Origin of the sequence: Halocynthiibacter styelae, assembly GCF_016123485.1 — a bacterium.
GTDB classification, from domain to species: Bacteria; Pseudomonadota; Alphaproteobacteria; order Rhodobacterales; family Rhodobacteraceae; genus Halocynthiibacter; species Halocynthiibacter styelae.
This window is the reverse complement of record NZ_JADCKQ010000002.1, coordinates 227798-244377: the sequence shown is the minus strand read 5'-3', so window position 1 is coordinate 244377 and position 16580 is coordinate 227798. Positions and strand designations below refer to the sequence as shown.

Genomic DNA, 16580 nt, shown 5'->3' with positions numbered 1-16580 from the left:
TTTCGGATAAGTATTTGATTTTAAATGGAGGCGAGTACGAGAATCGAACTCGTGTACACGGATTTGCAATCCGCTGCGTCACCACTCCGCCAACTCGCCTGCCTGCTTGTGGTAGGGGGCTTTTACGGTTTTGGTGGAGGATGTGCAAGCGCTGTTTTGAGGTGATCTCCGGGAAATTGTGTATGACCAGTTTCCCATCATGATCACCTGAATTTCACAGCCCCGGTGCGCGGAGTTGTTCTGAAATCGTCCGGATGCATTGCAGCAGGTGGGGGGCGTATTGCGCTTTGTCAGTGTGCAGACGGAACAGGGGAACAGTTACACTGATTGCGGACTGAGAAATGTTGTTCTGATCGATAATTGCAGCGCCAAAGCAGGCGATGCCTTCTTCATTTTCCTGACTGTCGAAGATGTACCCGGTTTTTCTGCTCTCGCTGGTCTGCCGGGTCAATGCCTCAGGGTCGTTCGTGAAAACCGGCGGGCGTTTTGCGTCGTCCCATCTGGTCACTTACCTGACGCAGCACCATCAGATCCGCATCGCGGGTGGTTTCGGTGCCAATAAAGAAGAGGTCTTCCGCGTCGCCCATATGGGCGATCACGCCAGCATTCCGGCGTTGCGCCCGGTAGTTTCCGGCATTGCGCAGTTCCTGCAGCAACTGAGTTAACCCAAAACAAAAGGCCCGGCGCTATGTGCTGCCGGGCCTTTCCGATGTCTCTGGCGAGTCTTCAGTCCAGGCGCGTCAGCGCATATCCGTCCTGCGCCAGCAGGTACAGAACGCCGTTTTCGCCAAACAGATGCGCGGCCCCGACAGCCACCATAAAGCGGCCCTCCTGCGCGTCCCGCCGCAGCATTTCAATCCAGGCCGCGTTCCGGTTGGTCAGCAGATCCGTCTCAAAATCCGCAATCAGATCTTCCAGGTCATCCGGTGCATTGGGATGCGCGCGCGCCTGGGCCATGGACCATGTCCAGATCAGCCCGTGCTGCCCGCGAAAATAAGCTTCGCGCAAAGTGCCAAACTGCGCATCGCTGTCCTGATCCATCACCAGAGCCAGCTCCAGGTTTTCCAGCTGTTCTTCCATCGGGGCTTTGGTGAAAATCCCGATGGTCTCTTCCGCATCCTCCAGACTATGTGTCGGCAGGTTCACGCGCGCGGCGGCTTCCATCAACTGATGATCCAGGCCATTGCGCGCCGCGTCCGGGTCACTTTGCATCAGGGCGGTGGTGCAGGGGGACATAGACAGGGTGATACCCGCAAACCAGGGCTGCATCTTTGCCACCATGAATCCAGGAACATTGCGTTCTGCCATGGCGGCCGTCAGGGTTTCCCAGACCCCAGGGTCAAGCTGTTCCAGCAGGCTCGGCCCTTCGGTTATGAACATATAAGAGGTATCCGTCGCCATCCGTGCCTCAAGCGCCGCGCTGTCCTCAAGGTTCGCTTCCACATAAAGCGCATCCAGATCCGGCAACATGGGCGTCAGCACCTGCATCAGATATTCATGACGCGGATCAAACATATGAAACGTGCCGACCACGATGATCTCACTGCCGGGCTTTGACGCCTGCCACAGGTTGCCTTCCGCATAAGGGATCTGCGCCACCTGTTCATAAAGTGCGGCGCGTTCTTCCGCAGGCATCTGCGCAATCAGATCGACCCTTTCACAGGCGGCAAAACCGGGCAGGGCAGAGAGGCTGCCGAATGTAATCGCGAAGGCAGAGGCCAGAAATGAACGCATGGAAAATCCCTTTGTTGTTGAGGGGAATATGGCGCTTCAGGTGGCGTTAGACAATGGGTGGTGGGACGTGGTTTCGCAGAAATAATCAATTGCCGGGTTTGCGCATCACACCTATAGATTGTGCATGTGTGATTTTCTTAAAGAAATATTTCAAGCCGCCCAACAACGCATCCGCAGCCCTTTCATCGGCTCGGTGATTTTTGCCTTCATCGCTGTGAACTGGCAGGCGCTGTATTTTCTGTTCTTTGCAGATGTATCCGTGCTCGCTCGCATCACGTACTTCAATGTAAAGACCTCATATGGATCTCTTTACGGCTGGCCACTGCTGATCGGCGGGATCATGGCATTGGTCCTGCCGTTCATTCGAGTAGGATTTGTTTGGTGCGTTCGGTTTGCCAACAGGTGGTTGCACCAGCTTCAGGCTGGAGAGGCGATACTGCGGGAAATTAACGAGCTTGAACTTGCTGTTAAGAAAACCAAAGCCGAAGCCGATCTTGCCGTTGCTCGGGCAGAAGGGCAGGCACGGGTGCAGGAAGTTGAAGAATTAAGTCGGATTGAAGCTGCAAAGCGCGATGTTGAAGCAAAGGTGGAAATTAAAGACCAACAAGTAGCAGAGCGACTACAAGAGGAAATACAAGAAGTTAGGGATAGACCCGCTGGAATTGTCACGCAGCAAGGGCGAATAGGCCCAGGCACCGATGCAAGCATATCTCCAACAGCGAATTCGCGTGAAGATCAGCTTGCTGAAAGCCTAGATGCGCTCAGCACGCTCATCGTATTTGCATTGGGGAGGGTTAGCCACGCCAATGTGAATATCGAGGCACTCCCAAACAGCAATGTATTCAAGAGTATCCTTCGCAACAATGGCTATTTGGCAGAAGGGGTTCGCTTGATGCAGGAATACTTACATTCAATGGAAGAGCTTGAACGCAAGGAGGTTCTGGAGTTGGAATTGGTCGATACCAGGCAGATGCATGGGAAGCGACACTATACTGCGGCAAAGCTCACTGTGTTGGGTTATAAAGTATTTGATAAAATTTCCCCCAAACTGATACCACCTGATCAGGTGTCAGACGCCGACAATAGCGAATAACCATTTCCTTCACCTTTTCTCCCGCATCGCCTTGACTCACCCTCATCACACTCCTATCTCTTTCGCGTTATCACTCCCCATGGGTGAGTGCTAACATGGGAGAAGGCCCGGATTTCACCGGACCGAAACGTAACATGAGCCAGGAGTTATCCAACATGGCATTGAAACCACTGCACGACCGCGTGCTTGTCCGCCGTACTGAAAGCGACGAAAAAACCGCTGGCGGCCTGATCATTCCTGACAGCGCAAAAGAAAAGCCAGCTGAGGGCACTGTTGTGTCTTGCGGCGAAGGCATGCGCAAAGACAGCGGCGAACTGATCGCTATGGCTGTTTCTGCAGGCGACAAAGTTCTGTTCGGCAAATGGTCCGGCACAGAAGTTTCTGTCGACGGCGAAGAACTGCTGATGATGAAAGAAAGCGACATCATGGGGATCATTTCCTAATTCGGGAATGAACCACGTGCCCACGCACTTTCTATCTGACACTTAAATTCTAAGGAATATATCATGGCGAAAGACGTCAAATTTGATACCGATGCCCGCAATCGTATGCTGGCTGGCGTTAACGTGCTTGCAGATGCCGTTAAAGTAACTCTGGGTCCAAAAGGCCGTAACGTTGTCATCGACAAATCTTTTGGTGCGCCACGCATCACCAAAGACGGTGTATCTGTTGCCAAAGAGATCGAGCTTGAAGACAAGTTCGAAAACATGGGCGCACAGATGGTTAAGGAAGTTGCTTCCCGCACCAACGACGAAGCAGGCGACGGCACAACAACCGCGACTGTTCTGGCACAAGCCATCGTTAAAGAAGGCCTCAAGCAGGTTGCTGCTGGTCTGAACCCAATGGATCTGAAGCGCGGCATCGATCTGGCAACTGCAAACGTTGTTGAGGCCCTCAAAGGCGCAGCACGTGAAGTTAAAGACACTGACGAAGTTGCTCAGGTTGGCACCATCTCTGCAAACGGCGAAGCTGAAATCGGTCGTCAGATCGCAGACGCAATGCAGCGCGTTGGCAACGAAGGTGTGATCACCGTTGAAGAAAACAAAGGTCTCGAAACTGAGACTGACGTTGTGGAAGGCATGCAGTTCGACCGCGGCTACCTGTCCCCATACTTCGCGACCAACATGGACAAAATGGTTGCAGACATGGAAGACTGCATGATCCTGCTGCACGAGAAGAAGCTTTCTTCCCTGCAGTCCATGGTTCCGCTGCTGGAATCTGTGATCCAGTCTCAGAAGCCTCTGCTGATCATCGCGGAAGATGTTGAAGGCGAAGCCCTGGCAACTCTCGTTGTGAACAAACTGCGTGGCGGCCTGAAAATCGCTGCTGTGAAAGCACCTGGTTTCGGCGACCGTCGTAAAGCCATGCTGCAGGACATCGCAATTCTGACCGGTGGTCAGGTGATTTCCGAAGATCTCGGCATGAAGCTTGAGAACGTCACAATGGACATGCTGGGCACTGCGAAGAAAGTGCACATCACCAAAGACGAAACCACAATCGTGGACGGCAACGGTGAGAAAGCAGAGATCGAAGCACGTGTTGCGCAGATCCGTGGCCAGATCGAAGAAACTTCTTCCGATTATGACCGTGAAAAACTGCAGGAACGTGTTGCGAAACTGGCGGGCGGCGTTGCTGTTATCCGCGTTGGCGGCATGACCGAAGTTGAAGTAAAAGAGCGCAAAGATCGTGTTGACGATGCTCTGAACGCAACCCGCGCTGCTGTACAAGAAGGCGTCATCGTTGGTGGTGGTGTTGCTCTGGTTCAGGCTGGCAAAGGTCTGGCTTCTCTCTCGGGTGCGAACGCTGATCAGGACGCTGGTATCACCATCGTGCGTAAAGCAATCGAAGCGCCTCTGCGTCAGATTTCTGAAAACGCTGGTGTTGACGGTGCCGTTGTTGCGGGCAAGATCCGTGAATCTGACGACGTTGCATTTGGTTTCAACGCACAGACTGAAGAATATGGCGACATGTTCTCCTTCGGCGTGATCGACCCTGTGAAAGTCACACGTACTGCTCTGGAAGATGCAGCCTCCATCGCGGGTCTGCTGATCACCACAGAAGCTATGATCGCTGACAAGCCTGCACCTGCTGGCGCAGCTGGTGGCGGCATGCCGGACATGGGCGGCATGGGCGGCATGGGCGGCATGATGTAAGACGAATTTCCGTAAGGAAATTCTGTCTGGACGCGTCAGGCGATTGGCCCCCAGGGCCAATCTACCGAAAGCCCCCACGCACAGAAAATAAGAAAGGCCTCGCAATCGCGAGGCCTTTTTTGTGGATACATTGAGCTTTTTAGTGTTCTATGAGTTCGCCCTGCAATGCAAGTTTGATCGCTTCTGGCAACACGCCGGCCGAGTGTCGCGGTGAAATTAGATCAATTTAAGCACTGATAGGTTTTTGAAACTGTCGTTTCCAAGCATGTCCCGTATACATCAGAGCGTTCACATTGAGTTCTGATGCCCTCAAATGGATCCGCTGACCGATAGCCCCAGGCTTGACATCTGCGTGTTGCTGATACGCTTGCCGCAGCCCAGTCCACTGTGGGTACTTCGATCCAGGAGTGCTGATAACCAAGCACCACAGATCCGTCTGCTCGGCTGCCCCCAATTGGAAGCGGTGTCTTTTCTACAGGTGTAGCGCAGCTGACAAGTGTGAGGCCAATCAATGATAGCAGACTTGCTTTAGTAATGTACTTCATAGGTTTTCCTAATTGTGATAGCGCGTTATACTCGCGTTAGATCAGTCACCAACTTATTTTACAATCACTGATTGTGCTGCCGAAATTGAATATTCACGCTGCTGGGGTGATCCTATTCAGTTAAGTTATATCATTGGGAAATGCCCCCCCTTCCTTTCCCCCACATCCCTGCTAAGTTACGCCTAAGACCAATCTCAGGCGCCACGCGTAACCACGAAAGGCCGCAGCGATGAAACAAGTCCCCAAGCCCACCACAGATGATGCTCTCATTCAGGAATTCCTGAACAAAGGCGGCACTGTTAAACAGGGTAAAACCAAACCTTTACCAGCCGATCTTGGCATCAGCAAGAACACCTGGGGTGTGAAGCTGTCGAAGGAAGAAAAAGCCTCGCGGGACGCCAAATAAGCATCCGCCCATAAGGAAGACCCAATGATCGTTTACGGTATCTCAACCTGTGCCCTCACCAAACGTGCCATCCGGACCCTGGAAGAGGCCGGGCGGAATGTGGATTTTCGCGATGTGCGCGCTGATCCTATGTCCGACGATGAATGGGCGGAACTGATCGCAGAATTTGGTGATCGTCTGGTTGATCGGAAATCCCCGGACTGGCGTGGTCTCAGCGACTGGCTGAAGAACTCTGAGGCTGAGGCCCAGCTTGCCGCAAAACCCAAGCTCATGACCCGCCCGGTGATCCGGGATGGGGATGCGTTTCATCTGGGCTGGGATGAGGCCGTGCAGGCGGCAATCACTACGGCATAAATACCGTAGATTGGCATGTATAATCTGTACATTCCGGCCTTTGCCACCTGTACAGACTTTAAACTTTCCCCTAGTGGCGCGCCTTAACCGCGGCCAATGAAGGGCATGTTGGTGGCCATCACCGTCATGTTCTGAACATTCGCACCTTCCGGCAATTCCGCCATATACAGAAAGGCCCTGGCGATGTCAGGAACTTCCATCGCGGGTTCGCCTTTTATGCTGCCATCGGCCTGCAACACACCCGCGCGGATCTGATCCACCATCTCAGTTGCGGCATTGCCAATATCAATCTGACCGCATGCAATATTAAATGCCCGCCCATCCAGAGAAATCGTTTTGGTCAGCCCGGAAATCGCATGTTTTGTTGCCGCATAAGGCGCAGTGCCGGGGCGTGGCACATAGGAAGACACCGAACCATTGTTGATGATACGGCCACCCTGCGGAGTCTGATGGCGCATCAGGCCAAAGGCTTTGCGGGCACAGATAAACGCCCCGTTCAGGTTCACATCCACCATCGCCCGCCAATCATTCACAGCGATTTCATCCAGCGGTTTGCCCGGCATCAGCATGCCTGCGTTGTTAAACAACAGATCCAGCCGTCCCCAGATTTTATGTGCTTTATCAAAGGCTTTTCCCACGGATGCTTCATCCGTCACGTCACAGGGCAGGGGCAGGGCGGTGCCGTATCCTTCAGCCGTTTCAAGTAATGCCTCTTCCCGCCGCCCGATCAGCCCAACCTGCCAGCCCTTATCCAGCAGGATCTGCGCGCAGGCCCGGCCAATACCGCTGCCTGCGCCTGTGATGATGGCGGTTTTCTGTGACATCTGATGACCTTCAGCTCTCTTTGTTCAGATCCTCAAAAGAGCGGCCATTTTCCACAAGGTCAACCAGCAATTGGGCGGGTTTCCAGAAATATGCATCCTCAGCTTCAAACGCCCGCAGATCCGCCAGCAGGTTTTCCAGCCCATACATATCCGCATATTTCATCGGGCCACCGCGATAACGCGGGAAGCCGTAGCCATACAGCGCCACAACATCGATGTCAGACGGGCGCAGGGCGACATTTTCTTGCAGCACTTTCGCGCCCTCATTCACCATCGCCGCCATATAGCGGCGCATGATTTCTTCGGCGGTGAAGTCGCGCGGGGTGATGCCCAGGCGGGCCTGTTCCTCAGCAATCACCTTCAGAACATCAGGGTTTGGCTCCCCCTTACGTGCTCCTTCCGGATAGACATACATGCCACGCCCGGTCTTCTGGCCGAAGTGCCCGGCCTCGCAGATTTTGTCCTGCACGGCGCTATAGCGCTCAAGCGGGTTGCGCGTGGCCGCAAGGCGTTTGCGGTTCGCCCAGGAAATATCCATCCCCGCCAGATCATGGACCTGGAAAATCCCAATCGGGTAACCGAAGTCATAAATCGCTTTGTCGATTTCATAGGGGCTTGCGCCATCTTCCATCATATAGGTCGCGCAAAGCCCGTAAGCTTTGTAGATCCGGTTGCCGATAAACCCGTCCGCATTGGCGGCGCGTACAGGGGTTTTCTTCAACGTCTTCGCCAAAGCAAAACCAGTTGCCACAGCATCATCCGCCGGGTTGGCGGGGACAACAATTTCCAAAAGCTTCATGATATTAGCGGGCGAAAAGAAGTGCAGGCCGATCACATCCTGCGGGCGTTTGGTGACATTGGCGATCGCATCCACATCCAGATAAGATGTGTTTGTTGCCAGCACCGCACCGGGCTTTGCGACCTGATCCAACTGGCGAAAGACATCCTGTTTGACCTCAAGGTTCTCAAACACGGCCTCGATGATCAGATCCACATCTGACAGGGCTGCGTAATCGGTGGCAGATGCAAACAGCGCCATGCGTTTTGCTTTGCCTGCTTCGTCCAGGCGGCCCTTTTTGACCATGCCGTCATAGACCTTTTCTACATTGGCCTGGCCGCGTGCGATGCTTTCCGCGTCCCGTTCCACCATCACAACCGGCAGGCCTGCGTTCAGGGCCGCAACGGTGATGCCCGCGCCCATGGTGCCGCCGCCGATGACCGCGATCTGGTTCAGAGGGCGGGGTTCGGCACGTGAGGCTTCCGGCACTTTGGTGCAGGTGCGTTCCGCAAAGAACGCATGGATCAGGCCCTGGCGTTGTGGGGTTTCCATGCATTTCAGGAATTGTTCGCGCTCAAACGCCAGACCTTCATTGATGGGCAGTGTCAGGGCAGCTTCGACACATTCGACAATGCGGAAAGGCGCAAACTGGCCGCGGGCGCGTTTGGCCAGCGTGGTTTTTGTGTCCTCAATCGCTGCCAGATTTGCCGCTTCATCCGCAAGACCTTCGCGGCGCTCACCAGAAGGACGCGAAGCGGTGCCGGTTGCAATCAGCTCATTGGCATAGGCCAGTGCAGCCTCTTTCAGGTCGCCTTCTGCAATCCGGTCAATGATCCCCAGCGCATGGGCATTATCTGCGCCAATTGGCTTGCCGCCGGTCGCCAGATCCAGTGTGGCTTTTGCACCGGCAATGCGGGTTGTGCGCTGCGTGCCGCCTGCACCCGGCAGGATGCCAAGGTTTACCTCGGGCAGGCCAATCCGACCCGCTTTGTCGGCAATGCGGTAATGCGCGCCAAGCGCAACCTCAAGCCCGCCGCCAAGGGCCGTGCCGTGAAGGGCCGCGACAACGGGTTTGTTGCAGGCTTCGATCCGCAACACGACTTCGGGCAGATAAGGATCAACAGGCGGTTTGCCAAATTCGCGGATATCGGCCCCGGCCGGGAAGGTACGGCCTTCACCGATGATCAGAACCGCTTTGACAGCCGCATCCGCTTCGGCTTTTTCAATACCGGCAACCAGGCCCTGGCGCACCGCAAGCCCCAGTGCATTCACCGGAGGATTACTGATAGTCAGAACCGCAATGGCTCCGTTAAGGTCGTAGCTGACAGCCTGGCTCACGGTGTTTACTCCGGCAATAAGTGTTACGGTTTTCTGTTGGGTACGAAAATTTTGTTACGTTCGCAATGAATTTCCCGACCGTACGGTAGGTTTTGAAAAACATTGACAGGCGTGGGAATATAAATATCGTTAGTGTGCAAACATAATGGACCCCTCATGCGCTATGTGACCGCAACGACTGAACAAGAGGCTTTGACTGTCCTGAAGGGCGGGGATGTCCGCGTGGTTGCAGGTGGCACAGATCTTTTCCCGGCAATGAATGATCAGGCTGTTCTTCCGCCTGCGCTGGATATTTCGGCGCTTGCAGCATTTCATGGTATCACCCGGACAGAGTCCGGCTGGCGCATTGGGGCGGCAACACCCTGGCGCGATATCATACGCGCGGATCTGCCGGCAATGTTTCATGGCTTGCAGGCTGCGGCTCGCGAAGTTGGTTCTGTGCAAATTCAGACCCGTGGGACGATTGGTGGCAATATATGCAATGCGTCACCGGCTGCGGATGGTGTTCCGCCACTTCTGACACTGGACGCAAAAGTGGACCTTATTTCAGAGAACGGCTGTCGCCGGGTGCCGTTAAGTGATTTCCTTCTTGGTGTGCGTCAAACAGATTTGCGTCCGGGTGAGCTGTTGCGATCCATAGTGATTCCAGACCTGCCGGACCATTGTTTGTCCGATTTTGAAAAACTGGGTGCGCGGCGTTATCTAGTGATTTCTATTGCAATGGTTTCTGCTCTGGTTGTGCCGGATGGCTCTGGGGGATTTTCTGATGCCAGGATCGCTGTAGGGGCATGTTCTGCTGTGGCAAGACGCCTCACCCGTCTCGAGGAACTGGTTGTATCTGCGCAACGTGCTGAATTTTTAGAGGAAATTTACTCTGGTCATTTCACCGCACTCTCGCCTATAGGGGATGTGCGCGCATCTGGTGCTTATCGGATGCGTGTATCAGAAACCTTGGTCCGTCGCATGTTGACCGGGTTTTTGAAGGAGGGTGCCTGTGGATGACCTGGCAGAAGTCCCGGTGCTCTCCTTCTCTCTGAACGGACAGCATGTCACTGGCAAGGTGCCGCAATCGGGCCGCTTGTCAGATATGTTGCGCGAAGAATTTTCGCAAAAAGACGTAAAGACCGGCTGCAATGCCGGCGACTGTGGTGCCTGCACGGTTCTGTTGGATGGCGTGCCGGTTTGCGCCTGTGTCACACCAGCATTTCAGGCTGAAGGACGTGGGGTGGAAACACAGGCGGGCCTTTTTGCAGATGATCCTCTGGGTGCACAGCTGGCGGATAGCTTTCTTGCCCATGGCGCGGCTCAATGCGGAATCTGCACGCCGGGTATGATGGTTGCGGCCGTTGCCTTGCTGCGCGAAACCCCACATCCTTCAGAATGTGAAACCCGGGATGCGCTGGGTGGCGTGTTGTGCCGTTGCACCGGGTATCGCAAAATTATTGATGCGGTGATGCAGGTGCATGATCTTCCTGAGACGCAAGGCACCGGGGCCGTGGGGCAAAGCCCGCTGCGGCTGGATGGAACGCCAAAAGTCGGCGGTTCTGAGATCTTCGGAGATGACGGCGCGCCGCAAGATGCATTGACATTGCGAGTGGTGCGCAGCCCATACGCAAGGGCCGGCTTCGAAATTGGAGACATCGCAAAATTTGTCAATGATCACCCGGGGGTGCATTTCGTACAGACTGTGGCGGATGTGCCGGGGGAAAAGCTTTTTGGTGTGATCCCGGGGTTTATTGACCAACCGGTGTTTGCGGTGCATGAAGCGCGTTTCCGTGGCGAAGCCATTGCGGCAGTTGTCGGAGAAAAGGATACCATAAACGCCCTGAACCTGCCGGATGATTTCCCGGTCACCTGGTGTGAACGCCCCGCCGCGATGACATCTGACCAGGGGATTGCAGCCGATGCGCCGCAACTGCATGAAAACCGGCCCGGTAACATCATGTGCGAAGGTCGGGTACGTCATGGTGATGCAGGCGGTGCATTGCAGCGGGCGGATGTTGTTGCTGAAGGCCAGTTCCGCACTGGCTTTGTTGAACACGCTTATATCGAACCAGAGGCTGGCTTTGCCCGCCGTGTCGGGGATCGGGTGGAAATTCACGCCTGTACTCAGGCACCTGTTATGGATCAGGAAGGTGTTGCCTCAATCCTTGGCCTGTCTCTGGATCAGGTACGTATCGTGCCAACTGCAACGGGGGGCGGTTTCGGGGCCAAGCTTGATATGTCCGTGCAGCCATATCTCGCGCTGGCCGCGATGCAGACAGATCGTCCCGTACGCATGGCCTATTCACGCCGGGAATCCATGCAAAGCACCACCAAGCGACACCCTTCTGATATCGCCGTGAAAATCGGTGCCACAAAGGATGGGTTTCTCAGTGGTATGACCTTTGACGGCACGTTTAACACCGGGGCCTATGCGTCCTGGGGGCCGACGGTGGCCAACCGTGTGCCAATCCACGCCTCTGGCCCCTACCGCATCCCGGATTTTCTGGCCGAAACCCGCGCGGTTAATACGCATACCATGCCAGCAGGGGCGTTCCGGGGCTTTGGCGTGCCGCAATCCGCTATTGCACAAGAGGTGCTTTTTGATGATCTCGCCCTTCAGCTGGATATAGATCCGCTGCAATTTCGCCTGAAGAATGCTTTGCGCAATGGGGACCGCACTACCTGCAATCAACTGCTGGAAAGCGGTGTTGGCATTGCCGCCTGTTTTGAAGCCCTGAAACCCCATTGGGACAAAGCCCGCTCAGGGGTTGCAGAGTTCAACAAAACCGCCACCACCACCCGACGCGGTGTCGGGATTGCTGCGGGCTGGTATGGCTGCGGCAACACATCCCTGCCAAATCCATCCACCATCCGTTCCGGCCTGCGTCCGGATGGGCAGATTATCCTGCATCAGGGGGCGGCCGACATCGGGCAGGGGGCCAATACGGTGATTGCCCAGATCTTTGCCGAGGCGCTGGGCGTGCCTCTTTCAGCTCTGCAACTGGTCGGCGGGGACACTGATATCACACCGGATGCGGGCAAAACCTCTGCCTCGCGCCAGACGGTGGTATCCGGAAATGCGGCGCGGCTTTCGGGCCTTGCGCTGCGGGCGGCGATCCTGAAGCTATGTAATGCAGGCGACGGGGCCTTGATCCATCCGATGCCAGGCGGGATTGAGGTGCATGAGGGCGGGCAGGTGCACAATCTGCCACTGGGATCGCTGCCTTCGAACGCCAGCGGTTATGTGCTGGAAGCTGTGGAAACCTGGGATCCGCCCACCGCACCGCTGGATGAAGATGGCCAGGGCGTGCCCTATGCCGTCTACGGCTATGCCGCCCATATTGCCGAAGTTGAGGTCGACACAGACCTTGGTACCACCCGCGTCATCCGCTTCATTGCGGCTCATGATGTGGGTCGTGTGATCAATCCGCTGCTGGCAGAAGGGCAAATTGAAGGCGGGATCGCCCAGGGCCTGGGACTTGCCCTGATGGAAGAATATATCCCACATGTCACTGAAAACCTGCATGACTATCTGATCCCGACTGTCGGGGATATGCCGCCGGTCACGTCTCTGCTGATAGAAGAACCCGACCCGCATGGCCCATTTGGGGCCAAAGGCCTTGGTGAACATGTGCTGATCCCGACCGCGCCCGCAATCCTGAATGCGATCCGCCACGCCACAGGCGCACGCATGACCCAGGTGCCCGCCACGCCGGACCGGGTTCTTGCCGCCATGGGGAAATTGTCATGAGTGGAACCCCCGTTAAACCCCGCCGTGAACAGCCTGCCAAAATCCGCTGTGATGCCTGCCCTGTGCTTTGCTTCATTGCCGAAGGTCGTTCTGGCGCCTGTGATCGCTACGCCAATCACGACGGGGAACTGGTGCGTCTTGATCCCCTGGTGATTGTGGAACGCACTCAAAGCCACAGCGGCAGGCTTGTGCCTTTCCTGGAAGGCGAAGCAGACTGGGATGGCGACCTTCTGCAAAACACCCGCCAGTTTGTCACCGCCGTCGGCGCGGGCACGACCTATCCCGATTACAAACCGGCCCCATTCATCGTCAGCCAACCTCTGGAAGACGCCGATATGGTGACGGTTGTGACCGAGGGGATCTATTCCTATTGTGGTGTGAAGGTGAAGATCGACACAGATCGCCACATTGGCGACGAAGCCGCAACCGTGCGGGTCGATGGCGAGGCGATTGGCCATGTGATGACCGGTGAATATGGGTCGCGCATGTTGTCGCTTGGTGGCGTTGATCACCTGACGGGCGGCAGCAAGAAAGAAGGCCGTGTCACCTGTGCCGCCTTACTTGCGCTTTGCAACCGCGAAGCCGTGACCATGACGGTTGAAAGTGGTGCTGAATTAACTCTTCAGGCCGGCCATGCACCCATTATTAACGGTCATCAGGAAGAACTGATGCGGGTTGGCTGTGGTTCCGCCGCCATTGGCATGTTCGCCCGGCAATGGGCCCCGATTGTTGATGAAGTCGTGGTCGTGGACGATCATATCACCGGGGTTCTGTCGGAACATCAGGCGGGTAAAATGCTGGATGTGAAACCAACGGGGATTAAGATCAAAGGTCGTCGCTCGACCCCGGGGCGTTATTTTCAGGTGGCTGACCCCGGCACGGGTTGGGGCGGCACCAATATCGAAGATCCTCTGACCATTCTGGATGCGTTTAAGCCGGATCAGGCCTGGGAAGGCCTGCGCCTTCTGATGGTCTCTACCACCGGCGAACAATGGGGCTATTTCGAACTGGACGCCGAACTTACACCGCAACCGGCTGATGCCTCCAAGGCCTTGCGCGCAGCCGTCGAACGGGTCGCGGAAAACTGTGAACCTGCGATGACCTCGGTTCTGTTTATGGGCGGCGCAGGCGGTTCCCTGCGTGCGGGTGTCACTGAGAACCCGGTGCGCCTGACTCGTTCCGTCAAAGACGCGCTGACCTATGTGTCCTGCGGCGGTGCGCCCGCCTATATCTGGCCGGGCGGCGGGATTACCGTCATGGTGGATGTTCTGAATATGCCAGAAAATTCATTTGGCTACGTGCCAACGCCTGCCCTTGTTGCACCCATCGAATTCACCATGCGCCTGACTGACTATGAAATTCTCGGCGGTCACATGGATGAGGTGCAACAGCTTCAGGATGTTGTTGGTGCAGCAGCAGGTCAAAACCGCCAGGGGCAACATGAAAGCTACCCCTGGCCCATGGATGAACGGCACTTCTCCTGGGAAAAGATCCGGGGGCGGTCTGTGCCAGAGGGTAAAAAATGACGGGCCCCCAGATCACATATCTGCCCGATGGGCGTCTGCATCTGAACCATGGCCCGATTGATCTGGTGATCATGGCCGAAGGTCCGGGTGCGCGGATAGGTTTTGATCTTGCCACGCGCCGTTTTCAGACTGCGCTTGAAGAACTGGTGGCGGAACTCCCGGCGTTGCGTCAGGCAACAGGAACAGTCCGGCTTGCAGGTCAGATTGCGCGCAGAATGCAGGTCGCAACGCAACCGCATTTGCCACAATTTATCACACCAATGGCCGCTGTAGCAGGTTCTGTGGCGGATGAGGTTCTGGAAGCGATCAAGCAGGCACCAGGGCTGACCCGTGCGGCGGTGAACAATGGCGGGGATATCGCGCTTTATCTCACCGATACAGAACAGATGAACATTGCTATCTCATCTGACACGGGCGAGATCTGGGGCAAAATTAACCTTTCAGGCCAGGATCCGATCAAAGGGATCGCGACCTCTGGGCGCGGTGGGCGCAGTCTGTCTATGGGGATTGCGGATAGTGTTACGGTCCTGGCAGACACGGCCGCCAGCGCTGACGCTGCGGCAACGCTGATCGCCAACAGCTGTGATCTTCCCGGTCACCCGGCGATCACCCGTGAACGCGCACGAGATCTGCAGCCGGACAGTGATCTTGGCACCCGTCTGGTTGTCACAGGGTGCCAGACATTGACCGCAGTTGACAAAAGCCGTGCGCTGGATCGAGCGCAGACTGTGGCACAAACCATGGTGGATACAGGGCTGATCGCCGGGGGCTGCATTTTCCTTCAGGGGCGTGCCCGGGTCTGTGGCACCGCAGATATGAAACCAACACAGGACAAAGGATATCTCTATGCCTGATGTCATCATTCGCAAGCAAAGCATTGTGGTTGAGGAAATCTTTCACGAAGGCGGCCCCGCACGTGCGGAACCGCTGAAACGCGCAGCCGCGCTGGCTGTGATCAAAAACCCCTACGCCGGGCGTTATGAAGACAATATCACCGGGTTTATGGAAGATCTGAAACCACTTGGACTTTCCATGGCGCAACGCCTGATCAATGCGCTTGGCGGGGACGCCAGGGCCGTTGAAGGCTACGGCAAAGGTGCGATCGCGGGTGCGGCTGGGGAGATCGAACATGCGGCGCTCTGGCATGTGCCAGGGGGCTATGCCATGCGCGAGGCCCTGGGGGATGCGCTGGCAATTGTGCCCTCAACCAAGAAAGTCGGCGGTACCGGGGCGCGGCTTGATGTGCCAATCACCCATGTTGATGCCTCTTACGTGCGCAGCCATTTTGACGCGATGGAAGTTGGTATGAACGACAGTCCGCGCGCCGATGAATTGCTGTTGGTGCTGGTGATGACAACAGGGGCGCGGGTGCATGCCCGTGTCGGCGGGCTGGCGCAGGAAGATATTTCACAAAGGGATGGTCTGCGATGAAATCTGAGATCCGTAAAATTGCGGTTTCCGTCGAGGAAACCCATCTGGAAGCCGGGCGGAAAATTTCACCTGCAACACGCAAGGCCGTTGCGATTGCCGTGATCAAAAACCCATTTGCCGGGGGATATACCGAAGATTTGACCCTGTTGACGGAGATCGGTGCAGAGCTTGGCGGTCTGCTTGGTGACAAATGTGTGCAGGCCCTGGGCATCACTCCGGATCAGGCTGAAAGCTACGGCAAAGCCGCGATGGTCGGCGAAGGGGGGGAACTGGAACATGCCGCCGCGATCCTGCATCCACAACTGGGCGCACCGCTGCGTAAAGCCGTGGAAAAGGGCGCGGCCCTTGTGCCAAGTTCGAAGAAAATGGGGGGACCTGGCCAGGCGCTGGATGTGCCTTTGGGCCATAAGGACGCTGCTTATGTGCGCAGCCATTTTGACGGGATCGAAGCGCGCCTCAATGACTCCCCGCGTGCAGGGGAAATCATGGTCGCCGTGGCCGTAACGGACAGCGGCAGGCCTTTGCCACGGGTGGGCGGGCTGTCGCATGACGAAGCGGAAGGCAAAGACGGATTACGCTAATCCACGCTTATGCGTCGTTTGACAGGGTTTTCCGCTGGGAATTGTTGGTGTAATAACATCAGATCAATTCCTGGAGCAGCT

At 56.0% G+C, this 16580-nt stretch carries 17 protein-coding genes and 1 tRNA gene; 11 read left to right on the top strand and 7 right to left on the bottom strand.

All coding sequences use genetic code 11. The features are described from left to right. Positions 1-25: 25 nt before the first annotated feature. The 4 genes from H1D41_RS03425 to H1D41_RS03415 all read right to left on the bottom strand — a co-directional run bounded on the left by H1D41_RS03425 (position 26) and on the right by H1D41_RS03415 (position 1734). A tRNA-Cys gene (locus tag H1D41_RS03425) sits at positions 26-99 on the bottom strand. Positions 100-214: 115 nt separating this feature from the next. Continuing rightward, positions 215-508 (bottom strand): IclR family transcriptional regulator domain-containing protein, encoded by a 294-nt coding sequence (locus tag H1D41_RS18460; RefSeq protein ID WP_394355383.1) that lies wholly within the window; start codon positions 506-508, stop codon positions 215-217. Further along, positions 456-656 carry a hypothetical protein gene (locus tag H1D41_RS18455; protein ID WP_394355382.1) on the bottom strand — a complete coding sequence of 67 codons (201 nt, stop codon included), beginning with the start codon at positions 654-656 and terminating at the stop codon, positions 456-458. Before H1D41_RS18455 ends, H1D41_RS18460 begins: the two co-directional genes overlap by 53 nt. A gap of 70 nt (positions 657-726) precedes the next feature. Further along, positions 727-1734 carry a TraB/GumN family protein gene (locus tag H1D41_RS03415; RefSeq protein WP_228847590.1) on the bottom strand — a complete coding sequence of 336 codons (1008 nt, stop codon included), beginning with the start codon at positions 1732-1734 and terminating at the stop codon, positions 727-729. A 124-nt stretch (positions 1735-1858) separates the two neighbouring features. On the opposite strand from H1D41_RS03415, the gene H1D41_RS03410 reads away from it, so the two are divergent. The 3 genes from H1D41_RS03410 to groL all read left to right on the top strand — a co-directional run bounded on the left by H1D41_RS03410 (position 1859) and on the right by groL (position 4980). Next, positions 1859-2827: a hypothetical protein gene (locus H1D41_RS03410; protein ID WP_228847589.1), complete on the top strand. Its 969-nt coding sequence runs from the start codon at positions 1859-1861 to the stop codon at positions 2825-2827. A gap of 155 nt (positions 2828-2982) precedes the next feature. Continuing rightward, positions 2983-3270 carry a co-chaperone GroES gene (locus H1D41_RS03405; RefSeq protein ID WP_107496528.1) on the top strand — a complete coding sequence of 96 codons (288 nt, stop codon included), beginning with the start codon at positions 2983-2985 and terminating at the stop codon, positions 3268-3270. Positions 3271-3330: 60 nt separating this feature from the next. Then, complete coding sequence (gene groL / locus H1D41_RS03400) at positions 3331-4980, top strand: chaperonin GroEL (RefSeq protein WP_107496527.1); 1650 nt, start codon at positions 3331-3333, stop codon at positions 4978-4980. A gap of 221 nt (positions 4981-5201) precedes the next feature. Here groL and yecR read toward each other — a convergent pair whose 3' ends face one another. Then, the gene (yecR, locus tag H1D41_RS18450) at positions 5202-5525 is read right to left on the bottom strand and encodes a YecR family lipoprotein (RefSeq protein ID WP_394355381.1); all 324 of its coding nucleotides are present in this window, start codon (positions 5523-5525) and stop codon (positions 5202-5204) included. Positions 5526-5754: 229 nt separating this feature from the next. Between yecR and H1D41_RS03395 the strand changes: the two genes are divergently transcribed. Continuing rightward, complete coding sequence (locus tag H1D41_RS03395; RefSeq protein ID WP_198645424.1) at positions 5755-5931, top strand: hypothetical protein; 177 nt, start codon at positions 5755-5757, stop codon at positions 5929-5931. Positions 5932-5955: 24 nt separating this feature from the next. Further along, positions 5956-6285 (top strand): arsenate reductase family protein, encoded by a 330-nt coding sequence (locus tag H1D41_RS03390; protein WP_228847588.1) that lies wholly within the window; start codon positions 5956-5958, stop codon positions 6283-6285. An 83-nt stretch (positions 6286-6368) separates the two neighbouring features. On the opposite strand, the gene H1D41_RS03385 is transcribed toward H1D41_RS03390, so the two are convergent. Together H1D41_RS03385 and H1D41_RS03380 are read right to left on the bottom strand one after the other, a co-directional pair. Beyond that, positions 6369-7109 (bottom strand): SDR family oxidoreductase, encoded by a 741-nt coding sequence (locus H1D41_RS03385; protein WP_228847587.1) that lies wholly within the window; start codon positions 7107-7109, stop codon positions 6369-6371. Positions 7110-7119: 10 nt separating this feature from the next. Next, a complete protein-coding gene (locus H1D41_RS03380) occupies positions 7120-9225 on the bottom strand; it encodes a 3-hydroxyacyl-CoA dehydrogenase NAD-binding domain-containing protein (protein WP_228847586.1) in 2106 nt (701 codons plus the stop codon). Positions 9226-9381: 156 nt separating this feature from the next. On the opposite strand from H1D41_RS03380, the gene H1D41_RS03375 reads away from it, so the two are divergent. The 6 genes from H1D41_RS03375 to H1D41_RS03350 are packed head-to-tail and all read left to right on the top strand — an operon-like array spanning position 9382 to position 16499. After that, complete coding sequence (locus tag H1D41_RS03375) at positions 9382-10227, top strand: FAD binding domain-containing protein (RefSeq protein WP_228847585.1); 846 nt, start codon at positions 9382-9384, stop codon at positions 10225-10227. Next, positions 10220-12961, top strand: coding sequence for a molybdopterin-dependent oxidoreductase (locus H1D41_RS03370; RefSeq protein ID WP_228847584.1), 2742 nt, complete (start codon positions 10220-10222; stop codon positions 12959-12961). Before H1D41_RS03375 ends, H1D41_RS03370 begins: the two co-directional genes overlap by 8 nt. Further along, a complete protein-coding gene (locus H1D41_RS03365; RefSeq protein WP_228847583.1) occupies positions 12958-14487 on the top strand; it encodes a 6-hydroxynicotinate reductase in 1530 nt (509 codons plus the stop codon). The genes H1D41_RS03370 and H1D41_RS03365 overlap by 4 nt, the downstream gene beginning before the upstream one ends. Then, on the top strand, positions 14484-15341 hold the full coding sequence (locus tag H1D41_RS03360; RefSeq protein WP_228847582.1) for a UPF0280 family protein: 858 nt from the start codon (positions 14484-14486) through the stop codon (positions 15339-15341). The genes H1D41_RS03365 and H1D41_RS03360 overlap by 4 nt, the downstream gene beginning before the upstream one ends. Then, entirely contained in the window at positions 15334-15918 is a 585-nt protein-coding gene (locus H1D41_RS03355; protein WP_228847581.1) for an amino acid synthesis family protein, read from the top strand. Before H1D41_RS03360 ends, H1D41_RS03355 begins: the two co-directional genes overlap by 8 nt. Next, positions 15915-16499, top strand: coding sequence for an amino acid synthesis family protein (locus H1D41_RS03350; RefSeq protein WP_228847580.1), 585 nt, complete (start codon positions 15915-15917; stop codon positions 16497-16499). Before H1D41_RS03355 ends, H1D41_RS03350 begins: the two co-directional genes overlap by 4 nt. Positions 16500-16580: the final 81 nt, after the last annotated feature.